Source organism: Flammeovirgaceae bacterium, assembly GCA_015180985.1.
Taxonomy (GTDB): Bacteria; Bacteroidota; Bacteroidia; order Cytophagales; family Cyclobacteriaceae; genus UBA2336.
The window spans coordinates 2,302,854-2,327,811 of sequence record CP054185.1 but is presented as its reverse complement, the minus strand read 5'-3'; the positions used below and the strand labels follow the sequence as shown (position 1 = coordinate 2,327,811).

At 47.1% G+C, this 24,958-nt stretch carries 22 protein-coding genes; 14 read left to right on the top strand and 8 right to left on the bottom strand.

Translation table 11 applies throughout. From position 1 onward, the window contains the following. Window positions 1–494: 494 nt before the first annotated feature. Window positions 495–1,940 (bottom strand): Asp-tRNA(Asn)/Glu-tRNA(Gln) amidotransferase subunit GatB, encoded by a 1,446-nt coding sequence (gatB, locus tag HRU69_10830; GenBank protein ID QOI97948.1) that lies wholly within the window; start codon window positions 1,938–1,940, stop codon window positions 495–497. Window positions 1,941–1,950: 10 nt separating this feature from the next. Then, window positions 1,951–4,566, bottom strand: coding sequence for an alanine--tRNA ligase (alaS, locus tag HRU69_10825; protein ID QOI97947.1), 2,616 nt, complete (start codon window positions 4,564–4,566; stop codon window positions 1,951–1,953). A 256-nt stretch (window positions 4,567–4,822) separates the two neighbouring features. Between alaS and HRU69_10820 the strand changes: the two genes are divergently transcribed. The 5 genes from HRU69_10820 to dprA are packed head-to-tail and all read left to right on the top strand — an operon-like array spanning window position 4,823 to window position 9,193. Next, window positions 4,823–5,656: a M23 family metallopeptidase gene (locus HRU69_10820; protein ID QOI97946.1), complete on the top strand. Its 834-nt coding sequence runs from the start codon at window positions 4,823–4,825 to the stop codon at window positions 5,654–5,656. Continuing rightward, window positions 5,656–6,621, top strand: coding sequence for a M23 family metallopeptidase (locus tag HRU69_10815; GenBank protein QOI97945.1), 966 nt, complete (start codon window positions 5,656–5,658; stop codon window positions 6,619–6,621). The genes HRU69_10820 and HRU69_10815 overlap by 1 nt, the downstream gene beginning before the upstream one ends. 46 nt (window positions 6,622–6,667) lie before the next feature. After that, window positions 6,668–7,708 carry a CapA family protein gene (locus HRU69_10810; GenBank protein ID QOI97944.1) on the top strand — a complete coding sequence of 347 codons (1,041 nt, stop codon included), beginning with the start codon at window positions 6,668–6,670 and terminating at the stop codon, window positions 7,706–7,708. A 1-nt stretch (window position 7,709) separates the two neighbouring features. Further along, window positions 7,710–8,051: a MerR family transcriptional regulator gene (locus HRU69_10805; GenBank protein QOI98902.1), complete on the top strand. Its 342-nt coding sequence runs from the start codon at window positions 7,710–7,712 to the stop codon at window positions 8,049–8,051. A gap of 35 nt (window positions 8,052–8,086) precedes the next feature. Next, window positions 8,087–9,193, top strand: coding sequence for a DNA-protecting protein DprA (gene dprA / locus HRU69_10800; protein QOI97943.1), 1,107 nt, complete (start codon window positions 8,087–8,089; stop codon window positions 9,191–9,193). On the opposite strand, the gene HRU69_10795 is transcribed toward dprA, so the two are convergent. Further along, window positions 9,194–9,814 (bottom strand): tetratricopeptide repeat protein, encoded by a 621-nt coding sequence (locus tag HRU69_10795; GenBank protein QOI97942.1) that lies wholly within the window; start codon window positions 9,812–9,814, stop codon window positions 9,194–9,196. A 69-nt stretch (window positions 9,815–9,883) separates the two neighbouring features. Then, window positions 9,884–10,735, bottom strand: coding sequence for a hydroxymethylglutaryl-CoA lyase (locus HRU69_10790; GenBank protein QOI97941.1), 852 nt, complete (start codon window positions 10,733–10,735; stop codon window positions 9,884–9,886). 146 nt (window positions 10,736–10,881) lie between these two features. Between HRU69_10790 and HRU69_10785 the strand changes: the two genes are divergently transcribed. The 6 genes from HRU69_10785 (at window position 10,882) to HRU69_10760 (ending at window position 18,209) form a co-directional block, all read left to right on the top strand. Beyond that, the gene (locus HRU69_10785) at window positions 10,882–12,657 is read left to right on the top strand and encodes a DUF1800 family protein (protein QOI97940.1); all 1,776 of its coding nucleotides are present in this window, start codon (window positions 10,882–10,884) and stop codon (window positions 12,655–12,657) included. 3 nt (window positions 12,658–12,660) lie between these two features. Next, window positions 12,661–14,370 (top strand): DUF1501 domain-containing protein, encoded by a 1,710-nt coding sequence (locus HRU69_10780; GenBank protein ID QOI97939.1) that lies wholly within the window; start codon window positions 12,661–12,663, stop codon window positions 14,368–14,370. Between the two features lie 3 nt (window positions 14,371–14,373). Beyond that, window positions 14,374–15,252, top strand: a complete 879-nt coding sequence (locus tag HRU69_10775) for an outer membrane beta-barrel protein (protein QOI97938.1) — start codon at window positions 14,374–14,376, stop codon at window positions 15,250–15,252. 5 nt (window positions 15,253–15,257) lie between these two features. Then, a complete protein-coding gene (locus tag HRU69_10770; GenBank protein ID QOI97937.1) occupies window positions 15,258–16,442 on the top strand; it encodes a hypothetical protein in 1,185 nt (394 codons plus the stop codon). Window positions 16,443–16,487: 45 nt separating this feature from the next. After that, on the top strand, window positions 16,488–17,510 hold the full coding sequence (gene murB / locus HRU69_10765; GenBank protein ID QOI97936.1) for a UDP-N-acetylmuramate dehydrogenase: 1,023 nt from the start codon (window positions 16,488–16,490) through the stop codon (window positions 17,508–17,510). Between the two features lie 462 nt (window positions 17,511–17,972). Then, window positions 17,973–18,209, top strand: coding sequence for a hypothetical protein (locus HRU69_10760; protein ID QOI98901.1), 237 nt, complete (start codon window positions 17,973–17,975; stop codon window positions 18,207–18,209). A 24-nt stretch (window positions 18,210–18,233) separates the two neighbouring features. Here HRU69_10760 and HRU69_10755 read toward each other — a convergent pair whose 3' ends face one another. Further along, on the bottom strand, window positions 18,234–18,722 hold the full coding sequence (locus tag HRU69_10755; GenBank protein QOI97935.1) for a dCMP deaminase family protein: 489 nt from the start codon (window positions 18,720–18,722) through the stop codon (window positions 18,234–18,236). A 41-nt stretch (window positions 18,723–18,763) separates the two neighbouring features. Here HRU69_10755 and HRU69_10750 point away from each other — a divergent pair, with 41 nt between their 5' ends. Continuing rightward, window positions 18,764–19,315 (top strand): DUF2911 domain-containing protein, encoded by a 552-nt coding sequence (locus HRU69_10750; GenBank protein QOI97934.1) that lies wholly within the window; start codon window positions 18,764–18,766, stop codon window positions 19,313–19,315. Further along, window positions 19,312–19,833: a hypothetical protein gene (locus HRU69_10745; protein ID QOI97933.1), complete on the top strand. Its 522-nt coding sequence runs from the start codon at window positions 19,312–19,314 to the stop codon at window positions 19,831–19,833. The genes HRU69_10750 and HRU69_10745 overlap by 4 nt, the downstream gene beginning before the upstream one ends. A gap of 6 nt (window positions 19,834–19,839) precedes the next feature. On the opposite strand, the gene HRU69_10740 is transcribed toward HRU69_10745, so the two are convergent. The 3 genes from HRU69_10740 to HRU69_10730 form a co-directional block, all read right to left on the bottom strand. Further along, window positions 19,840–20,457, bottom strand: coding sequence for an outer membrane beta-barrel protein (locus tag HRU69_10740; GenBank protein ID QOI97932.1), 618 nt, complete (start codon window positions 20,455–20,457; stop codon window positions 19,840–19,842). A 219-nt stretch (window positions 20,458–20,676) separates the two neighbouring features. Continuing rightward, window positions 20,677–21,447 carry a prolipoprotein diacylglyceryl transferase gene (locus HRU69_10735; protein ID QOI97931.1) on the bottom strand — a complete coding sequence of 257 codons (771 nt, stop codon included), beginning with the start codon at window positions 21,445–21,447 and terminating at the stop codon, window positions 20,677–20,679. A 74-nt stretch (window positions 21,448–21,521) separates the two neighbouring features. Beyond that, window positions 21,522–22,697, bottom strand: coding sequence for a sorbosone dehydrogenase family protein (locus HRU69_10730; GenBank protein ID QOI97930.1), 1,176 nt, complete (start codon window positions 22,695–22,697; stop codon window positions 21,522–21,524). Window positions 22,698–22,966: 269 nt separating this feature from the next. Here HRU69_10730 and HRU69_10725 point away from each other — a divergent pair, with 269 nt between their 5' ends. Further along, complete coding sequence (locus tag HRU69_10725; protein QOI97929.1) at window positions 22,967–24,868, top strand: ABC-F family ATP-binding cassette domain-containing protein; 1,902 nt, start codon at window positions 22,967–22,969, stop codon at window positions 24,866–24,868. Window positions 24,869–24,958 lie beyond the last annotated feature (90 nt).

Genomic DNA, 24,958 nt, shown 5'->3' with positions numbered 1-24,958 from the left:
GTATTGCTTTTGAATATCCAGGATAGCTTGCTGGTTGTTTGCAGCCTGTGCCTTATTGAAATCGGCAATCAGTTTCTGGGCTTCCGGTGTAGAGTCAACCCCTCTTACCAGTGTTTGTACTTTCTGAATCAGTTCAATTTCGGGCGAGCCCTTCACTTCATAAAAGCCTGACGGATCGTGGCCGTCAACATTCACCTCGAGGTTATTCTTATGCACAATCAAATCAATAACCTGGCGGTTGTAGAAATTAAGTTTGTAGTAACCGGGCTCCTTCAGCCGAATTTGCTTAGTGAAGGAGTAATTGGACTTAAGCTTAATGGTATCCTGCCAACCCGTGCCGGTTCGTTTTAGTTCGGTAATGGTAATGGTGCCCTGCTGCGGGTGCCCCACCCGGCCGCTGATGGTGACAGTCCAACTCCCATCGTTTTTAGCCTGCTGCCCGTTGGTTGAGCACCCGATAAGAACAAGGAATAAAAAATAGTTGATTCGCAGTTTCATTGATTTTCAAGTTGTTTACGTAATAATTCAGTAGCCAGTTTTGGGTCGGCTTTGCCCTGGGTCCGTTTCATTACTTCGCCCATAAACATAGCCATAATTCCTTTCTTTCCTTTTTTATACTCATTTACCTTTTGAGAGTAATCATTCAGGACACCTAAAATAACCTGCAAAATCACTTCGGCATTAGTCTCCTGCATAACATTCAATTGCTGTGCCACTTGCTGCGCTGTTTTTGAAGGATTCTTAATCAACTCAGGAAAAATTTTCTGAGAAGCAACAGAAAAACTCACCTGATTAGTTTCAACCAGGCCAATAAGTTCAGCCAGCAGGCTAGCGGAAAGAGGAAACCCCGTGCCCGGATTGTCATTACGGTGTGATTTAATCGGCCCCATTATCCAGTTGGAAACTGCTTTAAAATTTGAAGTTTGCCGACAAACCGTTTCAAAATAATCGGCCAACTCCCTTGTCTCCGTTAAAACCAAAGCATCGTATAAGGGCAACCCGTAATGTGCCATAAATTTCTCAACGCGTTGCCAGGGTAGCTCAGGCAAGGAACTTTTCACGGATTGAACCCAGTGATTACTTAGCATTACGGGGCTCAAATCAGGTTCGGGAAAGTAGCGGTAATCGTTTAACTCTTCTTTGGTTCGCATGGGAAACGTTTTTCCGGAAGCCGGATCATACAGTCGTGTCTCCGATTTGATTTTCATGCGAGCCTCCAGCAGGGTTGTCTGTCTCTTGATTTCAGCCGAAATGGCTTGCTGAACAAACCGGATGGAGTTGAGGTTTTTTATCTCCACTTTCTTTCCCAATTGTGTCGATCCTTCCGGCATTACCGATACATTGGCATCGCAACGCAGGGAGCCTTCCTCCATGTTACCATCGCTGATTTCAAGGTAGCGAACCAGTTTGCGTATTTCGCTTAAAAAGGCACCAGCCTCTTCAGCTGAGTGAATAACCGGTTCGGTTACCAGTTCAAGCAAGGCAACCCCTGCCCTGTTAAAGTCGAGTAAGGTTTCGGTGCGCTCACTATCATGAATGGACTTGCCGGCATCTTCCTCCAAATGGATTCGGTTGAGTAGGATGCTTCGAATGGTTCCATCGGGCATTCGGACAGGCACTGCACCTCCTTTACAAACCGGAGTCCGGTGTTGGGTAATCTGATAACCCTTCGGGAGGTCGGGGTAAAAATAGTTTTTGCGATCAAAATAAAATTCCCGGGCTATTTCACACCCACAGGCCAGGCCCAGCTTAACTGCATAGTCAACGGCAACACGATTTAGTTTAGGCAGCGTTCCCGGATGCGCCAATGTGATAACGCTGATACTGGTGTTCGGGGGAAGTCCGTAAGCCGCTGAATCGTCAGCAAAAAGTTTGCTTTTTGCTGACAACTGCACGTGAACTTCCAGACCAATTACGGGCTTATAGGTAAGGGCGGTCACCGGAAAAAGATTACTGTATAAGTTGCCTAGCCTTTACGAGCACAGCATCAAGCCCCTGGAGATTTTTACCCCCGGCCGTAGCAAAAAAAGGCTGCCCCCCGCCCCCACCATCAATTTCCTTGGCCAGCTCTTTAACCAGGTTACCGGCATGGTAGGTATTGGTTTTAGCCAGTTTTTCACCAATCATAACAGCCACCTGCGGTTTGCTTTCCACTTCTGCAGCCAGCACTAATAATAAGTCATCAAACTGGTTGCGGAGTGCATAGGCGATATTCTTCAGCACATCGGCATTCGGAAGGCTAACCTTCTCGATAATAAGGCTTGATCCGTTTTTCTTAATCACTTTTTTAGCCAGTTCATCCTTTAGGCGGTTAGCCTGTTGCTGATAAACCTGTTCCAGTTTTTTCTCAAACTGATGGCGTTCTTCCAGCAGGGCCCTGGTTGCGGCAACGACATCTTTCGGGTTTTTCAAAAGCCCGCGTATCTGCTCAAGTAACTGCAATTCGTGGCGAACCAGTTTCTCTGCTTCTTCAGCTGTTACTGCCTCAATTCTGCGTACCCCGGCTGCTACAGAGCTTTCGGAAATAATTTTAAACAGTCCGATGTGGCCCGTAGCCGGCACGTGAGTCCCTCCGCAAAGCTCGACCGAAAACGCAGGGTCGAACGTTATAACACGAACAAAATCACCATACTTTTCGCCAAACAGGGCCATTGCGCCCATTTCTTTTGCTTTTTCAATAGGTACATTCCGTTTTTCATCCAAAAGAATGTTTTCACGGATTTTCTGATTTACCAGGTCTTCCACCCTGCTGATTTCTTCAGGGGTCATGGCGGCAAAGTGCGAAAAATCGAACCGGGTGATTTTATCGTTAACAAGAGAGCCCTTCTGTTCCACATGCTTCCCCAGCACCTGGCGCAGGGCCGCATGCAGCAGGTGTGTAACACTGTGATTGTTCATGGTAAGCCTGCGCTTGCCGGCTGCTACCACAGCAGTAAACGGCTGAGTAAGATCAGCAGGAAGTTTTTCGGTGAAATGGACAATCAACTCGTTCTCCTTTTTAGTATCAACAATCGAAATCTTTTCGCCTTTTGATTGGATGTAACCGGTATCGCCCACCTGACCGCCACTCTCGGCATAGAACGGGGTTTTATCAAACACCAGTTGAAATACTTCTTTTCCTTTTTGTTTAAGCTGTCGGTATTTGATGATACGCACCTGCGCCTGCAGGGTCTCGTAACCGATAAACTCGGTTACGGCATCCTCGCCCACCAGTACCCAGTCGCCCGCCTCTTTTACCGCATCGGATTTAGAGCGGGCCTTTTGTTTTTCCATTTCGGCCTGAAAGCCTGGCTCATCAACTTTAAAGCCCCGCTCGCGCGCAATTAATGAGGTGAGATCGAAGGGAAAGCCATAGGTATCGTACAACTCAAAGGCAATTGCGCCCGGAACTCCCCTTGCGGCAAATTCAGAAGCGAGCCCCTCAAAACGCTTCAACCCTTTGTCCAATGTCTTTAAAAATGCGTGCTCTTCTTCAAAAATTACTTTACCCACGTAATCTTTCTGCGATTCAAGTTCAGGAAACACATCCTTAAGTTGGTGACTTAAAACCGGTACCAGCTTGTAGAGGAAGGGTTCCTTAAAATTGAGAAAAGTAAATCCATACCGGACGGCCCTGCGCAAAATGCGCCTGATGACATAGCCGGCCCCTGTGTTGGAAGGCAACTGACCATCGGCAATGGCAAAGGCCACGGCCCGGATGTGATCGGCCAGTACGCGGATAGCAATGTCAGTTTTTTCAGCCGACCCGTACTGTATACCACAAGCGGCTGAAATAAAATCCATCAGGGGCATAAATACGGTAGTATCGTAGGTAGATGTTTTGCCCTGGATGGCCATGCACAGGCGCTCAAAGCCCATACCGGTATCAACATGTTGTGCCGGCAGTTTTTCGAGCGACCCATCGGCTTTTCGGTTAAACTCCATGAACACGAGATTCCAGATTTCGATCACCTGCGGATGGTCGGCATTAACAAGTTCTCTTCCGGGTATCTTTTTTATCTCCTCCTCCGAACGAAGGTCGATGTGAATTTCAGAGCAGGGGCCGCAAGGACCCGTATCGCCCATCTCCCAAAAATTATCTTTCTTCTTCCCGTAAAGGATGCGTTCTTCGGGCAGTATTTTTTTCCAGTACATCAGCGCCTCTTCATCGGCCGGAAGGTTGTCGCCTTTATCGCCACCAAAAACTGTTGCATACAGCCGGTCTTTCGGCAGCTTGTAAACATCCGTAAGCAGTTCCCATCCCCATTCAATCGCTTCCTTCTTAAAGTAATCGCCAAACGACCAGTTGCCGAGCATTTCGAACATGGTATGGTGGTAGGTGTCAATACCAACCTCCTCCAGATCGTTATGTTTACCGCTTACGCGGAGGCATTTTTGGGTATCGGCAATGCGAACACTTTTTGGTGTGCCGTGCCCCAGAAAATAATCTTTGAACTGCACCATGCCCGAGTTGGTAAACAACAGGGTGGGATCATTTTTCAGCACCAGGGGCGCTGAAGGCACAATCAAATGACCTTTACCTTTGAAAAAATCGAGGAATTTCTGCCGTATCTCGCCCGAATCCATCACTTCTGTAACTTTTAACTCTGCTGATTTTTAGTATCTTAGCCCGCGTTAATTAAAACGCTTATAAACCAAGCGACAAAATTAAGCAGAATAGTGGGATTGGGTTGACTTCGCTTGCATTTTTAAGGTAATGGCCAACACCACATACAGATACAACCCTGCTACCTGCCGGTACGAGCCTGTTAAAATTTCGGTCGCGCAAGTTCTCCTGTACAGTTTCATGACACTTCTGCTAAGTGCGGGGTTATTCGCTTTGATGGTATACGTACAAGCCCGTTATTTCACAACGGAGACTACACTAGGGTTGCGTGCCGAAAACAAGGCCTTGCAAAAGCATTTTACCCTGCTGAGTTCAGAATTAAAATCACTGGATGCTGTTTTGGCAGGTATTACCGCCACAGAAAAAATTGTTGAAAAAAAACTATTCAATGATCGTGCTGTTACCAACTCAACCAATAAAACTGTTATCGAGTTTCCCACCGGTATGAAAGAGGCGAAGGCCTTGCTGAAGTCTTTGAAGGATAGGGTTTCATTATCGTTACATAAGGCAGCTGAACACAATTACCGGTATATACGTAACCTTAATCTGACAACCGCTGATAAAAATACAATTGCAGGTTGGCCTTCAGGGCAACCTGTTTCAAAAACACATCTTAAAATCACATCGGGTTTTGGCATGCGAATCCACCCCTTCCATAAGGGGTTATACCCGCATCAGGGAATTGACATTGTCGCACCAAAAGGAATCCCGGTTTATGTTACCGGCTCTGGCAAGGTAATGGATACCGGCAAGAACAATTTAGAAGCCGGGTATGGAAACTATGTAGAAGTTGATCACGGTAACGGAATAATTACACGCTATGCGCACCTGCACGATATAACCGTTAACGCGGGCCAGTTTATTCAAAAAGGAACCATTATAGGCACTATTGGAACAAGTGGAGGGGCCGCAGCACCACACCTGCACTATGAGGTGTTGCGCGATGGCGAGCAGGTTAACCCCTTGTTTTTTATGATGGATGGCCTGACCAGCGCTGCATACGCCCAATTAACCCAACAGGCCGAAAAAAAGAATCAATCGCTCGACTAATGGCAAACGTGCACTTTAAATATAATCCGCACACCTGCCAGTATGAACCGGTTTACCTTACAGGCAAACGGTTACTTAAAAAGTCGGTTATCTTCTTTACACTTTCTCTCATCATTGCAGGTCTTTCGTTTACCTGGTACATTAATCGGTTCCGTCCGATTGAAGAGCAATTGCAGCAAAGCAGAAAATACAGCCTATTGGCACAATGGACGCTACTGAAAAGCGAGATTACCAAACGACAGAAAACATTAGCCAACCTGGCTGAACAGGATGATCACAACTACCGGGTAATTCTCGATTTGCCAGCACTTTCTTCAAGTCAACGCCTGGCTGGTTCTGGCGGTGCCGAAAAAAAATATTCAGAGGAAGTAACAAAATACCCGGTGATTTTAGAAAGCTATAAAGTGCTGGATCGCTTAAAGCATCAGGCCGAGGTTGAACGACAATCGTTTGATCAGCTTAATGAAACGGCTGATGTTAAAAACATGATGTGGGAATCACGCCCGGCCATTCAGCCGATTGATAACCTTGAGCTAACCCGGTTGCACACCACCTTTGGGTTACGCATGCACCCCATTTTTAAGGTTTTAATGGACCATAAGGGTCTGGATTTTACTGCACCCAAAGGCGCACCGGTATATGCTACTGGCGATGGCCGAGTATCCATGGCCTACTTCTCAGGTTCGTACGGAAACGTGATTTTTATAGACCACGGTTTCGACTATGAAACCCGGTACGCACACCTGTACAAGTTTAATGTACGGCCGGGTCAATTTGTAAAACGCGGTGAACTGATTGGCTATGTAGGCAATACCGGCATCTCCGTATCCCCTCACCTGCACTATGAAGTGTATTATAAACGCCAGGCCGTAAACCCTATTCAGTTCTTCCAACGCGACCTGAGCAACCAGGAATACCGCAAACTGATTCAGACAGCCGGCAAATCCGAATCATCGCTCGATTAACTTATATCACTTCCGGTAATTTCATTTTCTTTACACTAAATTTTCTATGCGCGTACAGGCTTTACTCGTTCTAAACTTTATTCTACTGTATATGGCCTCCGGCCAGACGGCCAAGCCAGTCACCATCATTGGTGTTGGCGATATTATGATGGGTTCATCATACCCGGAACCGGTGTTACCACCCGACAACGGCAAGTACCTGATGAAAGAAGTTGAATCGATTTTGCGCGATGCAGATGTTACCATAGGCAATCTGGAAGGTGTATTGCTTGACGAAGGCGGCACACCAAAAAGCTGCCGCGACCCGAAAGTATGTTATGTATTTAAAAGCCCCACCCGCTATGTGCAAAACCTGGTGAATGCCGGCTTTAATGTAATGAGCCTGGCCAACAACCATGCCGGTGATTTTGGTGAAGCCGGCCGCAAAAGCAGCATGAAAACACTGGAAGAGGCCGGCATCCGCCATGCCGGGCAGTTACAACAAAAATTTGTCACTTTCGGGAAAAACGGCACCCGGTTCGGCTTTGTTGCTTTCGCCCCAAACAGTAATTGTGTACCCTTAAATGATGTACCCGGGGCAAAGGCCCTTGTAGCTCACCTTGACTCGCTGGTGGATATTGTTATTGTATCCTTTCATGGTGGTGCCGAAGGTCCCCAACATCAGCACGTTACCCGCCAAACCGAAATTTTTCATGGAGAAGACCGTGGTAATGTGTGGGCCTTTGCGCATGCGGTGATTGATGCGGGTGCCGATGTGGTTTTCGGGCACGGCCCACACGTTACCCGTGCTGTTGAAGTGTATAAAGACCGGTTTATTGCCTACAGCCTGGGCAATTTTTGCACTTACGGTGGCATCAATGTATCGGGTATTAATGGCATCGCACCCATTATTAAAGTTTTTACCGATAAATCCGGACGATTTCTGAAAGGACACATCACTTCAACCTACCAGGTGGCCCGCGACCGGGTAAAGCCGGACCCGGAAGGGCGCGCACTGGCTAAAATAATTGCGCTCACAAAAAAAGATTTCCCCGAAGTGCCGTTGCACTTTGACGAAAATGGATTTATTACTTACCTTGCTCAATAAGATGGCGTACAAAGAAAAAGAAATCGAAAAACTCTACTACTCCATCGGAGAAGTAGCCGAAATCTTCAATGTTGCACCCTCACTGATTCGTTTCTGGGAATCAGAGTTCGATATCATCAAACCAAAAAAGAACCGTAAAGGCAACCGCCAGTTCACCAAAGAAGATATTGACAGCGTACGCACCATTTACCACCTGGTGAAGGAAAAAGGGTTTACCCTGCAGGGCGCCAAAGAGATGCTCCGCAACAACGAGTTTGACGTAAAAGACAAACTTGAATTGATCGATTCACTTAAAACCGTGCGGAAATTCTTGGTCGAAGTGCGCGACCGGCTCCCCCAATAACCTAACCGGTCCCGATTTCGCCCTATTATAATTTCATGAATCAGGAACGACTATCCCTGCTGGCTTTGCATTTTGTTCCCGGTGTTGGCGATCACCTCATCCGCCAGCTTGTAAGCTATACCGGTTCGGCCGAAAAAGTATTCCAGCTTCCAAAAGGAAAACTTTTGAGGATACCCGGCATCGGACCAAAAACTGTTGAGGCTGTTCAAAATGGAAAGCCGTTCGACCGGGCCGAGAAGGAATTACGAAGAGCAGAAAAAGAGCAGGTAACCATTCTGTTTTACACTGATAAAGAATACCCCTCACGGCTAAAGCAGGTACCCGATGCGCCCTCGGTTATTTACACCAAAGGAAGCCTGAATTTAGAAGCCGATAAAATTGTGGCTATTGTAGGTACACGCCAGGCTACCATGTATGGAAAGGAACGGGTAGAAGAATTGGTTTCATCGCTGGTGCCTCACCAGGCTTTAATTCTGAGTGGTCTGGCTTACGGTATTGACATCCACGCCCATAAATCGGCTCTAAACTGCGGGTTGCCTACCGCAGCTGTAGTGGGCAGCGGTATGGATATTATTTACCCGGCCGCGCATAAAGAAATCGCCAGAAAAATGCTGGTTGCCGGGGGGTTGATTACCGAAAATCCATTTGGTACCAAACCCGATGCACACAACTTTCCGCAACGAAACCGCATTATTGCAGGCCTGTGCGATGCGCTGGTGGTGGTGGAGGCCGCTGCGAAAGGGGGTGCATTAATTACGGCTGAAATTGCCAACAGCTATAACCGCGATGTATTTGCCTATCCGGGTAGTGTGGGCGTTACCTATTCCGAAGGGTGCAACAACCTGATTAAAACCAACCGTGCACACCTGCTTACTTCGGTTAAAGATATTGAGTACATCATGAACTGGAGTACAGCGCTGCCTGTAAAAAAGAAAAAGGCTGGCCCCTCGCTTGAGGAGTTAGAAGAAAATGAACGCACTGTGGTTGAACAATTACTAAAGAAAAGCCCGGATTCAATTGACGAGTTGAGTTGGAAAGCAAACCTGCCGGTAAGCCAACTGGCATCGGTTTTACTGAACCTTGAATTTAAAGGACTGGTAAAGTCGCTACCCGGAAAACAATATCAGCTTATCACGAAATAACTATTCGTGCGGGCTTTTCTGGTTACATTTTTCTTTAATCAACTCGTAGGCATTCAGGTCGCCCAATTCGCCTGCTTTACTTAAATCCAGGCAGCCGTTTTTCATGTCGCCAAACTCAATGCGCAGAATACCGCGCATAAAATACGCGTCTTTGTTTTTGGGGTTTATCTGGATAATCTTGGTGCAATCGGTAATGGCATCCTGATACGCCTGTAAAAATTGCTTGGCTTTGCCGCGGTTGTAATAAGCCTCAATGTAATTTTCGTTAATCGTTATGGCGGCCGTGTAGTCATCAATGGCCCCGTAGTAGTCCTGCAACTTCATCTTAACATTACCCCTTGCAAAAAAGGCCTCGGCAAATTTGGGGTTTTTCTCTACCGCTAAATTGTAGTCTTTCATCGACCCGTGGCGATCATCAAATTTATCTTTAATGTTACCACGCAGGTAGTAGGCGGCAGCGTAGTTTGGGTCAATTTCAATGGCTTTGTTCAGGTTAAGCAGCGACTCAACGTATTCACCCTTCTCATACAGTTCCCTGCCGCGGTTGGTGAATTCCTTTGCTGTTTGAGCCCAGGTAAGGGTACCTGTTGCTATTAAAACTGCCAATACCACATTCTTCATCGCCACATTATTATTACTCAATGCAAACTTATAGCATTGTTCAGACGGAAGCAGCCAAACGTAATATTTTCAATGGTTTGGGAAAATTTCAGAGGAAATACGCAAGGCTTCGGCCAGGGCTTTTCGGTTTAAATAGGGTGTGGCCCCAACCGAGTCGAGAAAAGCAATAATGGTTTCGGTAGCAAGGTTGCCCACCAGTTCATCGTTCGCCATCGGGCACCCGCCATAACCTTTAATAGCCCCGTCAAACCGCCTGCAACCGGCCTTCCAGGCAGCTTCAATCTTCTCGTGTGCTGTAGCCGGATTGGAATGCAGGTGAACGCCTATCTCAAGATTTGGATAAGTCCGTGTAAGGTTACCAAACAAGTGTGTAATATTTTCAGGGTTAGCCGCGCCAATGGTATCGGCAAGCGATACAATACCAATTCCCAGGGTGTAAAGTATATCGACAAATTGGGCAACAACACCGGCATCGTAAGGATCGCCATACGGGTTGCCAAAGCCCATGCTGATATATACCACCTGCTGCTTATTTCGCTGTGCGCACAACTCCTGTATTTCAGCCACAGCGTTCAGCGCTTCGGCTATGGACTTATTGGTATTGCGCTGCTGAAAGGTTTCAGAGATGGAGAGCGGAAAACCCAGATACGTGATGCCCTCGTGCAGCGAGGCTTCTTCAGCACCACGTTTATTGGCCACGATGGCAAGTAGTTTTGAACGGCTTTGTTGCCAGTTTAGCTGAGCCAGCACCTCAGCAGTATCGCGCATCTGCGGAATGGCCTTTGATGATACGAAACTGCCGAAATCAATCGTATCAAAACCCACTTCCAGTAATGTATTGATGTACCTCACCTTTTGTGCCGTGGGTATAAAACCCTCAAGGCCCTGCATGGCATCGCGCGGACATTCAATGAGTTTCATTGTTGAGCGTAAAGATTAAACAAAATACCGGTAACACGCGGTTGAAGGATATTTTCTACAATAGTCGGGTAAAAATGCACTTCATCTGTAAATTGGAAAAGATTTGGATTTTTTCGGAATAAAATGCCATTGAATAGAACATAAGTATGCCGCTACCGGAATTTTTTGGAACGCTGGGCACCAAGCGGGCCGCCCATTTACTCAGAAGAGCAACCTTTGGCGCCACCAAAGCGCAGGTTGATGCATTTGCCGCGTTAAACCCGGGGCAGGCCATACAGCAACTCTATCGCCAACCCCTGCCGGCTACACCACCACCGGTTGACCCCGATACGAATGAAGCCTGGGTGATTACCGGTGTTACCGACCCGAATAAGATGGAATTTGAATACCTGGAGTTGTTCAAACGGTGGTTCATCGGGCAAATGATGAGCGCGGATGTTCCGGCTGCCTCCTCCCTGCCCTACTCGGCCCGCGAAAAACTGGTGTTCTTTCTTCACACACACTTCACCGCCATTGCCGAAAAAATAAACAGCAGCCGCGCCCTGTATTATCAAACCGAACTGTTCCGGTTATATGCTTTGGATGCCCTGGTAAGCCCGGTAGTTCCTGCTGATAAACTGAATTTTAAAGAACTAACAAAAAAGATTAGTGTAGATAATGCCATGCTTCGGTTGCTCGATGGCAACCTGAATGTAAACGGAAGCCCCAACGAAAACTACGCCCGTGAGTTGCTGGAACTTTACTCCATCGGCAGGGGGCTCGAAAACAGTTTGCCCCCACCTACCGGAGCAGGCGACTACATTTACTTTAAAGAACAGGATGTGCAGCAGGCTGCACGCGTCCTCTCCGGATTTGATTTTGATAATTCATTTTCAACTATTGATCCGGATACCCTCTTACCGCGTGGCCGGGTTCGCGGTTCCGCAACCAATGCCTCCAGTCATGATAACGGCATTAAACAATTCTCTGATCGGTTTATTGACATCAACACCGGTCAGCCCTATATCATTCAACCTAATCCGTTATTGCTGAACGGCTCCCAACCCACTCTGGAGAGTGCGCTGGATGAGATCAGTCAACTCATTGAAATGATCTATGCACAGGAAGAAACGGCACGCCACATTTGCCGAAAAGTGTATCGCTTCTTTGTGTACCACGAAATTACCGATACCATCAACACCAACATCATTTCGGTAATGGCCGATACGTTCAGGGCCAACAACTACAAGTTGCAGCCGGTAATTGAAAACCTGTTGCGCAGCCAGCACTTCTACGAAGCCGCTGCCGGTGTGGCCGATGATAAGTTCGGGGGCATTATCAAATCGCCACTCGATTTGGTTACCGGTTCATTGCGGTTCTTCCAAATTGCTGTCCCCGACATGGCCACTGATCCCCAGGGATTCTATGAAATCACCGGTGAGATTAACAACCGGATGGACAACCAGGGGATGATTTTTTACCAGCCTTTTGATGTGGCCGGTTACGATGCCTATCACCAATTTCCTATTTACCACCGAAGTTGGATAACCGTAAACTACCTGGCTAATCGCTATTCTTACATCCGAAGCCTGATAACCGCTACCGAACCCGGCATGCTTAAAGTGAATGTGTATTCGTTTGTGCGCAACAACATTAACAATGCCCTGGCAGCTAATGCCCGCAACCTGGTTATAGAACTGGCCAAATACCTGTTGCCTGTAACCGATAACCTGACATTTGACGCAACCAACGATGACACAGCCACCATTACGGCTGAACGACTGAATTATTTTCTGGTAACCTTCCTGTCGGATATCGATCCCGATCCGGAAGCAGCCTGGACAAACCGGTGGACCAATGAGGTTGGCATCGGCACCATGACCAGTCAACTCGAAAACTTATTCAACGCCATGTTGCAATCGCCCGAATACCAACTCCAGTAGCCTATGAGACGCAGAGATTTTTTAAAGAAAATTCCGGTAGCCGCAGGCCTGCCCTTCACCATCAGCGGCATACCCATGAAAGCCATGGCCTGGAATCCGCTTTCGATGCTGGCCCAGCAAAGCGATAACGACCGGGTGCTGATTATTTTGCAACTGCACGGAGGGAATGACGGCCTGAATACCTTAATACCTATTGACCAATACGACTTGTACTACAGCCGCAGGGCCAACATTGCCATACCCAAACAAAACAGTTTGCGCAAAGCCATCCTGCTCGACAGCACACTGCCTGCTAATCAGCAGGTCGGTCTGCATCCTGACATGCAAGCAATTAAAGGCATGTACGACAACGGTCGAATGGCCTTTGTGCAGGGGGTTTCATACAAGAACAATAATGGTTCGCACTTCCGCGGTCGGGATATCTGGTTTATGGGGGGTGGGTTTGATGACTACTATCCATCCGGATGGGTGGGCCGCTACCTGCAGCAGGAGTATGCCGACTTAGGAAGCTACCCCGAAGATTTTCCAAACCCCGATATGCCCGACCCGCTGGGCATTGAAATGGGTAACGATGTGTCGCTTATCTTTCATCAGCAGGGAAACATTCCAACCTCCATATCCTTAAGCGATCCGGCAGGCTTTGCCCAACTGGTAGAAGATTTGGAGGGTTTTCAGGACATTGATATTGATCCGCGAGGCAGACCACCGCTTTCCGTCCAGAACTCGCCTTATTGGCACGAGATGAACTGGATACTCGGTCTGGAGAAAAAAACCGATGACTACGCCCAGCGCCTGTACCAGGTGTACCTGGCCGGAGGAAGCACAACGGTTACCTATCCGGAAATCTATCCCTTCAATGCACCGCGTGGCAGCAAGCGCAACCCGCTCAGCGCACAACTAAAACTGGTGGCCCGCCTGCTGGCCGGAGGCTGTAAAACCAAGGTGTTTATGGTGAAGATAGGCGGGTTTGATACCCATGCAGAGCAAGTGGAAAGTTACGACCCCACCATGGGCGCACATGCTGCATTGATGTATCATATCGCCACAGCAATGAAAGCCTTCCAGGACGACCTGAAAGCCCGTGGCCTGGAAGAGCGTGTGCTTACCGTTACCACCTCTGAGTTCGGCAGGCGCGTGCACTCCAACGGAAGTTACGGTACCGATCACGGAACCGGGGGGCCTATCCTGATTTTTGGCAAGCATGTAAAGCCCGGAGTAAACGGAGTAGTTCCCGACATGACCAAAGACAATGTAGAAATGCAATACGACTACCGGCAGGTATATGCCAACCTGCTTAAAGACTGGATGCTGGTGGATAAAACCAAAATCACCAACGACATCTTTTTCGGTAACTTTATTGATGGCGAAAACCCCGATGAACCCGGCACGTTTTTCCAACCGCTTGTACTGGCACTTGATGTAGTTACCGGAACAGAGAACTTTATTGCCACACGCTTTGCCTTAAACGAATGTTACCCCAATCCGGCCCGCACTTCAACTACATTTTCATTCAAAATTAATGCAACAGGTACTGTAGCTATTGATTTGTTTGACCAGCGCGGCAATCGCATTAACCAGATAACCAACCAGGTGTACGAGCCGGGCGAACACCGTGTTCCCCACGATGTATCGTACCTTTCGCCCGGAATGTATATTTTCAGGATGAAGACAGCCTCCTTCGAAGCCTCAAAAAAACTGGTTATAATTCGTTAGCACATGAATAAACTCTATCTGCTTATACCCTGTCTGCTAATTGCAACACACTTATTGCATGCCCAGCAACGCAGAAAGGCCCCCGGCTCATACAATGCCGGCAACTCGCAAGATGCTAAATTTCTCGAAAAGCAATGGTGGCTTGGTTTTAAAGCCGGTATTAATTTTTCCGGTGCTGATGTTGTAACAGCCTACTCGGCCTTAAGCCCGGTAAACTACACCCCTTCGGCCAAAGTATACGATAATTTCGGCCATCCGGGCGTTGCGGCCGGTCTTGAAGTAAGTTTTTACTACAAGGGTTTCTCAGTAAGTTTTCAGCCGGCTTACCGCAACGCTATTTTTTCGTACAGTACCCAGTACCTGTGGGAAGATGCAGGAGTTCCGGAAAACCGGCTTGAACTCACCTATGATCAGAAACAGCAAATCGACTATGCCGACTTCCCGCTGCTGTTCCGGTATGATATTACAAGCACACGCCTGCGGCCCTATGTGCAAGTAGGCGCTGTTTACACCGTGCTGATTGATGCCACCAAATCGGTTACTATTTCGGGCATTGATTATGCCTCGGGCGGGCAAAACGAATTTACAAACGAACCCATTATTGTTGGCGCAAACCAACTTTTTGCCGATTACCAATGGGCGCTGGTTGGTGGCGCAGGCGTTAACTACCATGTTGGCAACATCCGGGTTAACCTCGACCTGCAATACCGCAAAGGGATGAGCCTGGCCAATTCAACCGAGAACCGGTACGGCAACGCCCAGCTTGCCGGTGTTGGCGATGCGATGGATGACATTAAAATCAATTCATTTATTGTTACCCTCGGCACCTTGTTTCCGTTGCGGTTTCTTACTAAAGGCTACAGTTCCATTAACCTGAGATGATTTACATGATACGGATAAAGACATTCCTTTTTATTTCGATGATGCTGCTGCAGGCTTGCCTGGAAGAAACCAACCCATCGTTTGATGAAAAAGCCTTTACCAAAATTTACGATAACTACCAGTTCAGCGCCTCGTACTTTCCGATTGATATACAGCAAACCTCCGATGGTGGTTACCTTATACTTGGCGGGCGAAGGCTTGCAACCACAACCTTTACCGGCATTTACCTGCTTAAAGCCGATAAGTTCGGAAACTTTGTTGGTGATGAGGAAATTGACGAAAGCTTTGTAAACCCGGTAGGCGACCTGATGAAAATCGGAGCGGATTACTACTTCCTGTGCATGGATCCGCTTACGCTTCAAACCCATGTAGCCCGGGTAGATGGCAACGGTGAAAATTTTACTGCCACTCCGGTTAGTACAATACTCACCTACCCGGCAGCCGCTTCGCTGGATGGTACCAACATTATTGCCCTGAGTTATAACCCGGTTAACCTGGAGAGTGTCATTTCCATCATCACCTCAACCGGCACGGTAAGCTCATCCAAAGGCTATACAATAGGCGCAGGCGAAGGGGTTGAAGAGCCCATCATCAACCATTATTTGCGTACGGGCCGCCAATTTCCGTTTCAAACCGGCAAAGCGGGTAGTTTGTATTTCTTCAACGGCTTTTACAACTACACCTTTTCGCTGGTATTCACCAACATCAGCCAGGATGTACCCAACGGTGTTGTGCAGGGCCAGCAGGATGACGGAGGCTTTAGCGCAGCCGTACCCGTTTCGGGCAATACGTTTGCGGCCGCGCGTTTTAATTTTGGCGACAATTTTCTGCTGCCCAAAGTTAGTCTGAACACATCCGGTACATCGTCAAGCACCGATCTGGGCGGATTTACATTGCCTGAACTTACCCCGAATGCCACAGTAAAGGTTATCCGGGCCACCCATAACAGTCAAAATGTTCTGGTTTTTGCGGCCAATACCAAATCAAACCAGGTGGGTCTTTATTTTTATGATGAGATGAGCGGAACTTTCCTGGGGAGCCGGTATGTCGGGTATTCCAACCCGCTGGAAGTAGCCGCCATTAAACAGACCACCGAAGGCGATCTGATTATCTGTGCCACCACCTTCGTTGGCGGAAGATTCGGCCGCTTTTGCCTGGTTAAGATTCCGCAAAGCGACATCCGGTTATAACAGGTTAAGCAAAATATTTTACATTTTTGCAGAGAACCCTGCTGCATGATCCAAATCCGGGAAGAAGTTGATTTACAGCCATACAACACATTTGGCATTAGCGAACCGGCCCGGTATTTTGTTATCCTGACTGCTGAAGATGACCTCAGGCAACTGCTGATTCAACCGGTTTACCAGAATAACCCTGTGTTACTGCTTGGCGGTGGAAGCAACCTATTATTTACAAAACCATTTAGCGGACTGGTAATTCATGTTGCCCTGCAAGGCATACGCACAGAGCATGAAACCGAAAACCATGTGTTGATTACTGCGGCAGCAGGCGAAAACTGGCATAACCTGGTAATGTTTTGTGTGGATAACAACTTTGGCGGTATTGAAAACCTGTCGCTGATACCGGGTACAGTAGGTGCAGCGCCCATCCAGAATATCGGTGCATATGGTGTTGAACTGAAAGATGTACTGGATCGGGTAGATGGGATTGAGGTTGAAACAGGCCAACACCGTTCCTTCACCAAGCAGGAATGCCGGTTCGGTTATCGCGATAGTATCTTTAAACAGGAGCTGAAAGGAAAATTTTTTATTTCAAGCATTACTTTAAGGTTGACAAAGAAAAACCATGTGCTGCGCACCGACTACGGTGCCCTACAAGACACACTTAAACAACTTCAGATTACACACCCAACCATTCGTTCGGTAAGTGATGCTGTGATAAGTATACGTTCATCCAAACTTCCTGATCCGAAGCAACTCGGTAATGCCGGAAGCTTTTTCAAGAATCCTGAAGTGCACGAATCAACCTACGTTGAACTTAAAAAAAGTTATCCAAACGTACCGGGGTATAAAACTGAAAATCAGAGAGTTAAAATACCTGCAGCCTGGCTCATTGAACAATGCGGATGGAAAGGTAAACGACAGGGAAACGTTGGTGTTCATGCACAACAAGCGCTGGTACTGGTAAACTTTGGCGGTGCAAAAGGAGCAGAAGTTCTACAGCTTGCCAGTGAAATTCAATCATCCGTAAAAGCAAAATTTGGAATCGAACTTCAGGCAGAGGTGAACATCATTTGATTGAAGTTATCGATGCGAATGTGGATAACTTTTACCTGCAAAATTTTTATCAACTGAAAATTTTTCTTTAAAAATTTTTGCGAATTAATTTTTTGTTATAACTTTTCACATCTTTTTAACCTAAAAAAACAAAAACGCTATGGCAAAGAAAGCGAAAAAGGCAAAGAAAGCTGCCAAGAAGAAGAAGTAATTAGGTAACAACCTAACGACTTTGCGAAGGGAAGCGGTTCAGAATCGCTTCCCTTTCGTTTTTTAGTTCAGTTCGTTCCGTCAAACACCCTTAATTCATTCGGTTGCATAAATTAATACGCTCCCCGGCTTGTCTTAACACCGGTAAGCCATCTAATTTTGCAACATCAACTAACTGAATTCCCAATCTTTATGGCTAAGACTGTTTCCAAAAAATCTGATACCAGTAAAAGCACTAAGCCGGCTCAACCAAAAGCCGCTAAGCAGCTCGCTATAGAAAAAGTAAGTGAACAGGTGCTGAGCAAACTGCAGACACTGAATATTGAAGCCGGCCTGCAGGCCGACATTCAATGGTGCCTTGGCAGCTACCGGTACGACAAAAACCCGGTAGGACTTTACGAGATGGGCCACAAAGCACTGCCTGTTCTCAAAGCCGCGGCCGAGAAAAACAAAAAGTCTGTTTCCTCCAAACTGATTGCCGACCTGGAAAAAGCGCTTAAAAGCAAATAAGCCTTCAGGTTTGCCTGTTGTTACTCAAATCATATGGGTAACATTGGCCAGTTCGCCTGCATATTTTTCGGTGCGTACGCCAAAGCGTTTTAAAAATTCAACACCTTCATCTTCAGGCAGGCCTTTGTGCTCGGCATACGATTTAAGGTAAATAACCCGTGTAATGCCCATGGAATAAATAATCCTGGCGCAGGCCAGGCAGGGCGAAAGCGTTACATACAGGGTTGAACCTTCTACCGATGTTTTGTTCTTAACCGCGTAGAGTATCGCATTCTGTTCGGCATGAATGGCCAGCGAACATCCGCCCTTCGAATCGCGGGGACAGCCCACCTCCGGCCACTCTTCATCGCAGTTATGCGTACCTGAAGGCGGCCCGTTATAGCCGATGGAAATAATACGGGTGTCCTTGGTAAGCACCGCCCCCACGTGCCGTTTAATGCAGTGCGACCGCTTGGCCAGGTTAACGGCCAGCTCCATAAAAATATCATCAAAGGCAGGGCGAATTTGTTTCATTACCGATAATCCATCCGAACCGTTTATCTTCGCCCAAGATAATGACGAACATGACACAGGCAAAACGCCTATTTTTTTTACTGCTCACCCTCACTTCAGGTTCCCTTTATTCGCAGGATGCCGTTAAACCCCGAATCAGTCCGCTGGCGCTCATCACCATGCGCTATAAAGACACCTACGTGCGCATTACCTACTCGCAGCCCCACAAGCGCGGCCGCGAAATATTCGGCCACTTGGTGCCTTATGGCGAAGTGTGGCGCACCGGGGCCAACGAAGCTACTGAAATAACTACCACCCGCGACATCATCGTAAACGGCACACTCCTTCCGGCAGGCAACTACACGTTATTTACCATCCCTGAGAAGGACAAGTGGACTATCATTTTCAATAAAGATGTTGGGCTTTGGGGCGCTTATAATTACAACCCGAAAGCGGATGCTTTTCGATTTCAGGTGCCAACTCAGCAAACTGATGTTACATGGGAAGCCTTTACCATGCAGTTCGACCAGCGCAATAACGTGGCCGACCTTTTGCTGCTGTGGGATGATGTGAAAGTTGTTATACCGATTCAATTCATTGAACCGAAACTATGAAAGCCACTTTATTTTCTGCCCCGTGCGTTTTACTGCTTGCCGTTACAACGGCTTATTCCCAAAACGATCTGACCGAACTGGACAGGCGCAACGGGTTTAAGGATATTAAAATGACCTACCCGATTGATTCAGTGAGGGGCGCAAAATTCAAGAAGGACATTACCGAAAAAGGCAACCACCCGGCCAAGCTGTACGAGGTAACCGATCCCTCCTACCTGACCATTGGCGAGGTAAAAGTAAACCGACTGGAAGTAAAGACATACAAAAACCACATCTACGAAATCCTGGTGATAACCGAAAAGGACACCCGCCTGATGAAGGGCATGGAAACTGCCTTGGGCAAACCCGTGTACGATGTGCGCAACGACACCTACAAATGGACCGGCAAAAACCTGAGCCTGACGTTTAGGCCGGCTTCAAAAACCGAACTGGAACTGCTGTACACTTCGTACGTAGTCCATAAGATGATGAAGGACGATAAGAAGAAAAAGATTGACGATATAGCGGATGATTTTTAGTGTGCCTTACTTCCCCTGCCGGAAATAATAGACTAGCCCCAGACCAATCGTGCCGTAGCTGACCGTAAATCTGTTCCGTTTGGCTTCTTCCTGTTTTGAAAAACGGTAACCGATATTACCAAAACCGGCACGTATTGCCCAATTTTCAGAAGGAAGAAACAAGAAACCCGGGCCAACACCAATACTAATAGCAGTTTGCTTCATTTCACTTTCCGAAATTGGGTCACCAGCATCCGTGACTTTAAGTTTCATTTTTCCTAAATCCAATCCAACATTTCCACCGACTGAGAACAAAAACCTTTCAGAAAGCTTGAAATACTTTTGCGTGTAAATCCCAATCGAGAAGTAATTAGACCGGCTTTCATTAACTATTGACCCGGAAATAGACTTTAAATAATTAGAAGACCATCCGATTTGTCCGCCTACTTCCAGATTTTCAGAAACCAATACTCCAAAACTTGGAGTAAGCCCAAATGAATTATCTGCAACAATACCCCCCTGATCTTCCGGTGAACTTTGAAAATAAGAGGTTAACGTACCGCCTAACGCCTTGTCACCCTTATTAAATTGCCCAAAGGATTGAATACAGATGAAGGTCAGAATAGTTATAGTAAGGTATCTCATAATTATTTAAGATGTGTTTGATTTAAACCAAATTTAACGGACACCCCGCAATCAGCCTGTTCATTTTCATTTGGGATATTACATAGTAAAACAACGAAAGTTAGTCATCATGATCTCAATAGTTCAATAAAAACAGAATTTACTAAGAGAGAGAGAGCAGAGAGAGAAGAGTTTTTTGACAATTCCAGCCTAAACCTTACATGATTTAGAAGCCTCGCCTTATCGGGCAGGATGGTATCTCCTCCACCGCACATAAAGCCATGCAGCCGCACCAAACAGTGCCAGGGCTATCAGCTGGGAGTTCGACAGGTAGTTTTCTATAACAAAACCGCGTGAGCCATCGCCACGGAAATACTCCAGTACAAAACGGCCCGCGGCATACAACATCAGGTACAGCAGAAACAATTGCCCGTGAAATTGTTTCTGCCCCCGTACCCACAGTAACGCGAGCATAACCAGGAAAATAAAACCAGCCTCCATCAGTTGAGTGGGGTACAGCAGTGTATTCAGCGGCCGGGCCTGGCAGGCCAGATTGGTGAATGTAACGCCAAAAAAAGCGGTAGTGGGTTTGCCGTAGCAGCAACCGGCCATAAAGCAACCCACCCTGCCGAACATGTGCACCAGGCAGGTAACAACAGCCATAATGTCGAGCATCTGGTGAACAGGCAATTTGTTTCGCTTAAAAAACCACAGCATGGCCGGCACGGCAAACAGAAAAGAACCGTAAAACACAAACCCGCTGCCTGTAAACAACTGCTTCAGGTTGTGCGCATAGCGCGATGGATCTTCAAAAAACAAAAAAACTTTACCGCCAATAAACGCGGCCGCAAAAATTATCAGGAACAGGTTGTTGGCCTGGTCGAACGTTAGCTTAACTTCTTTCTTTCCCTGTATTACCAGGTAGGCAACACCAAACACCACACCCACCGCAATCATAAACCCGTAGGTGTAGATTTTAAAACTTCCGAAATCGATAAGAATGGGGTGCATGCTGATATAATTTACACCCACCTTAGTCCCCCCTCAAGGGGGGAAAGAGGAGGGGGTGTTGATTTTGAAACTATCTACTTATAAGAAATCCTGTAAATCACGTTGGCATAGTCATCCGAAACGAGCATGGAGCCGTCAGTAAGCACCAACACATCAACCGGCCGGCCCCATACCTTTTGAGTAGCATCGTCCATCCAGCCATCGGCAAAGGTTTCGTAGCTCACCGCCTTGGTATTGTTCTGAACTTTTACCAGGCTTACCCGGTACCCGATTTTTTTCGAGCGGTTCCAGGAACCGTGCTCGGCAATAAAGAGTTGATTTTTGTATTGCGCGGGGAACATGTTGCCTGTATAAAACTTTAAACCCAGTGGCGCAGTGTGTGGTCCCAGGTTCTGAGCGGGTGCAACAAAGTCGCTGCAGGGTTTTTTATTGCCGAATTCCGGGTCTTTAATCGTACCGCCATGGCAATACGGGTAACCGAAATTCATACCAGCCCTGGGCGCATAATTCAGTTCACAGGGAGGCAGATCATCGCCCATCATGTCGCGGCCGTTATCGGTAAACCACATTTCATTGGTTTCAGGATGCCAGGTAAACCCAACGGTGTTGCGTACACCCCGCGCAAAAATTTCACGGCCACTTCCATCCGGATTAATGCGGGTGATGGTAGCAAAGATCTCATCCGACTCGCAGATGTTGCATGGTGCGCCAACGGGTACATAGAGTTTCCCATCAGGACCAAACGCTATATACTTCCAACCGTGATGGGTTTTGTCGGGATACTTATCATTGATGATAACCGGCTGCGGAGGATTGTTAAGCCGTGATTCAATAGCCGGAAACTTTAAAATACGGCTTACCTCGGCAACATACAGGTCGCCATCTTTAAAGGCCACCCCATTGGGCATATTTTTGCCCGATGTAATCACCCATTTTTTATCGGCTTTGTTATCGCCATCGGTATCTTTAACGGCATACACTTTATCGCCATTGCGGTTACCGACAAACAAGGTGCCTGAGGGGCTCATCACCATCGAACGGGCATTATCCACCTCGGCATATACTTCAATTTTAAATCCGGCCGGCATCCTGACCTTATCCAGCGGAAGATCTTTCGAGGCTTCAGTTAATGCCGGCACGCTCCCGTCATTCGCAACAGGTAATATCGGTTCCTCTTTCGGCTTGTTGTTACACTGTAACACACAACTTAGCAGCAAGGCGGTTGGAAGCAACGTTTTAACTATTTTCATCGGTACTGGTTTTAAGCGAATGTAAGGGATTTGGAAGGCAACTGAAACCTTATTTCCGTAAGCAACAAATTTTTACCGTGATGGAAGGGGTGTTGCCCCGAATTTAAAAGATGCTTCATCCCACCTGCAGCGGCACTCAGCATAAACAAATCAAAAATTGTCGTCCTGAGCAAAGCGAAGGGCCTCTGGTAAGAGACAAGAAATACCCAACAATCAGGCTTTACAAACAGGAACAACAGAATTCATCTTCAAATTCTATCTTTGCGGCCATGATTTCCATTACCAACCTTTCGTATTTCATTGGCGGGCGTGCCCTGTACGAAGAAGCCGACATGTTTATCCGGCCGAATGATAAAATCGGCCTTATCGGGTTGAACGGCCGTGGAAAATCAACCCTGCTGAAACTGATCAATGGCGATCTTCGGGCCGACAGCGGCACCATCAGCAAAAGCAACGACTGCACCATCGGGTTTCTGAACCAGGACCTGCTCTCCTACCAAACCGAAGACACCATTTTAACGGTAGCCATGGAGGCTTTTAAAGAAGTGGTGGATATGGAACGGCAAATCGAAACCATTATCCACAAACTGGAAACCGAATACAGCGATGATTTGGTGGAGAAGCTGGCCAAAATCCAGGAGAAGTACGACCACCTGGGCGGTTATTCCCTTCAATCAAAAGCTGAGGAAGTACTTGAAGGAATCGGCTTTGCAACCAAAGACCTTCATCGTCCGCTCAAAGAATTTTCGGGCGGATGGCGCATGCGTGTGATGCTGGCCAAGCTGCTGCTGGAAAAACCCTCGCTGCTTATGCTGGATGAACCCACCAACCACCTCGACCTGCCCTCCATTGAATGGGTTGAGGAGTATTTAAGAAACTATGAAGGTGCCGTAATCATTGTTTCGCACGACAGGCGTTTTCTGGATAATGTAATAACGAAAACCGTTGAAGTAACCCGCCAGCAATTAATTACCTACGAAGGCAACTACAGTTTTTACCTGAAGGAAAAAGAACTTCGTGAAGAAATACAGCAAAACGCATTCGAAAATCAGCAGGCCAAAATCAGGCAGGCCGAGCGGTTTATCGAACGGTTCAAAGCCAAGGCGAGCAAAGCGCGACAGGTAAAATCGAAAGAGAAGGCTATTGCACGGATGGACCTGGTTGAAGAAGTGGAGAGCGATGTGGCGGCCGTAAACTTCAGGTTTACTTTTAACCAGCAGCCAGGCAGGTTTATCGTAACATTAAATACTATCTCAAAATCATACGGTGAACTCGAAATCCTAAAAAACACGTCAGCAAGCATTGAACGCGGAGACAAAATTGCACTCATTGGTGCCAACGGAAGAGGTAAATCAACTTTGCTGCGAATTCTGGCAGGCACCGAATCCATTGAAGGTGAACGCACCATCGGGTACAACGTCATCCAGGGCTTTTATGCCCAGCACCAGTTAGAGGCGCTGCATGTTGACAATGAGGTTCTGGAAGAATTAAAACAGGCGGGTTCGGGAAAAACTGAGCAGCAATTACGCAATGTGCTCGGCTGTTTTTTGTTTTCCGATGAAGATCAGTTCAAAAAAATAAAAGTGCTGTCGGGTGGTGAAAAGTCGCGGGTGGCATTGGCTAAAACGTTAATATCGGAAGCCAACTTTCTGTTGCTGGACGAACCCACCAACCACCTCGATTTTATTTCCGAAAACATTCTCATCCAGGCGTTGCAGCAATATGCCGGTACGTTTGTAGTGGTGTCGCACAACCGGCATTTCATCAGCCAGGTAGCCAATAAAATATGGTACATCGAAGACAGGCAGATTAAAGAATACCCGGGCTCTTACGAAGAGTATGATTACTGGAACAAAAAACGCCAATCGGAAGACGTGCAGTTTCCTACTACAAAAAAAGAAGTTGTAGTAAAAAAAGAAAAGCCGGCAGATAAACCTGCTGAGGGTAATGCCCGGAAGGAACTTACCAGGCAGTTGCGCCAGATAGAAGAAAAAATTGAAACTGCTACAAAAGAGAAATCGGAACTGGAAAACGAACTAACCCGGCCCGAGGTGTATGGTAATTTTAACAGGCTTAACGAAGTTCAGCAGCAATTTGAGAAGGCTGAAAAAACACTGGCGCAGTTAAACAAAGAGTGGGAAGAACTTTTCAATAAAATTGAAGCAAGCTGAATCACCATCCCTCGAACACCAAACTCAACGCCAGTAAGGTTACCAGAATAATAAGGGCAATTACACGCGAAATAAGTTTGTCTGAAATTG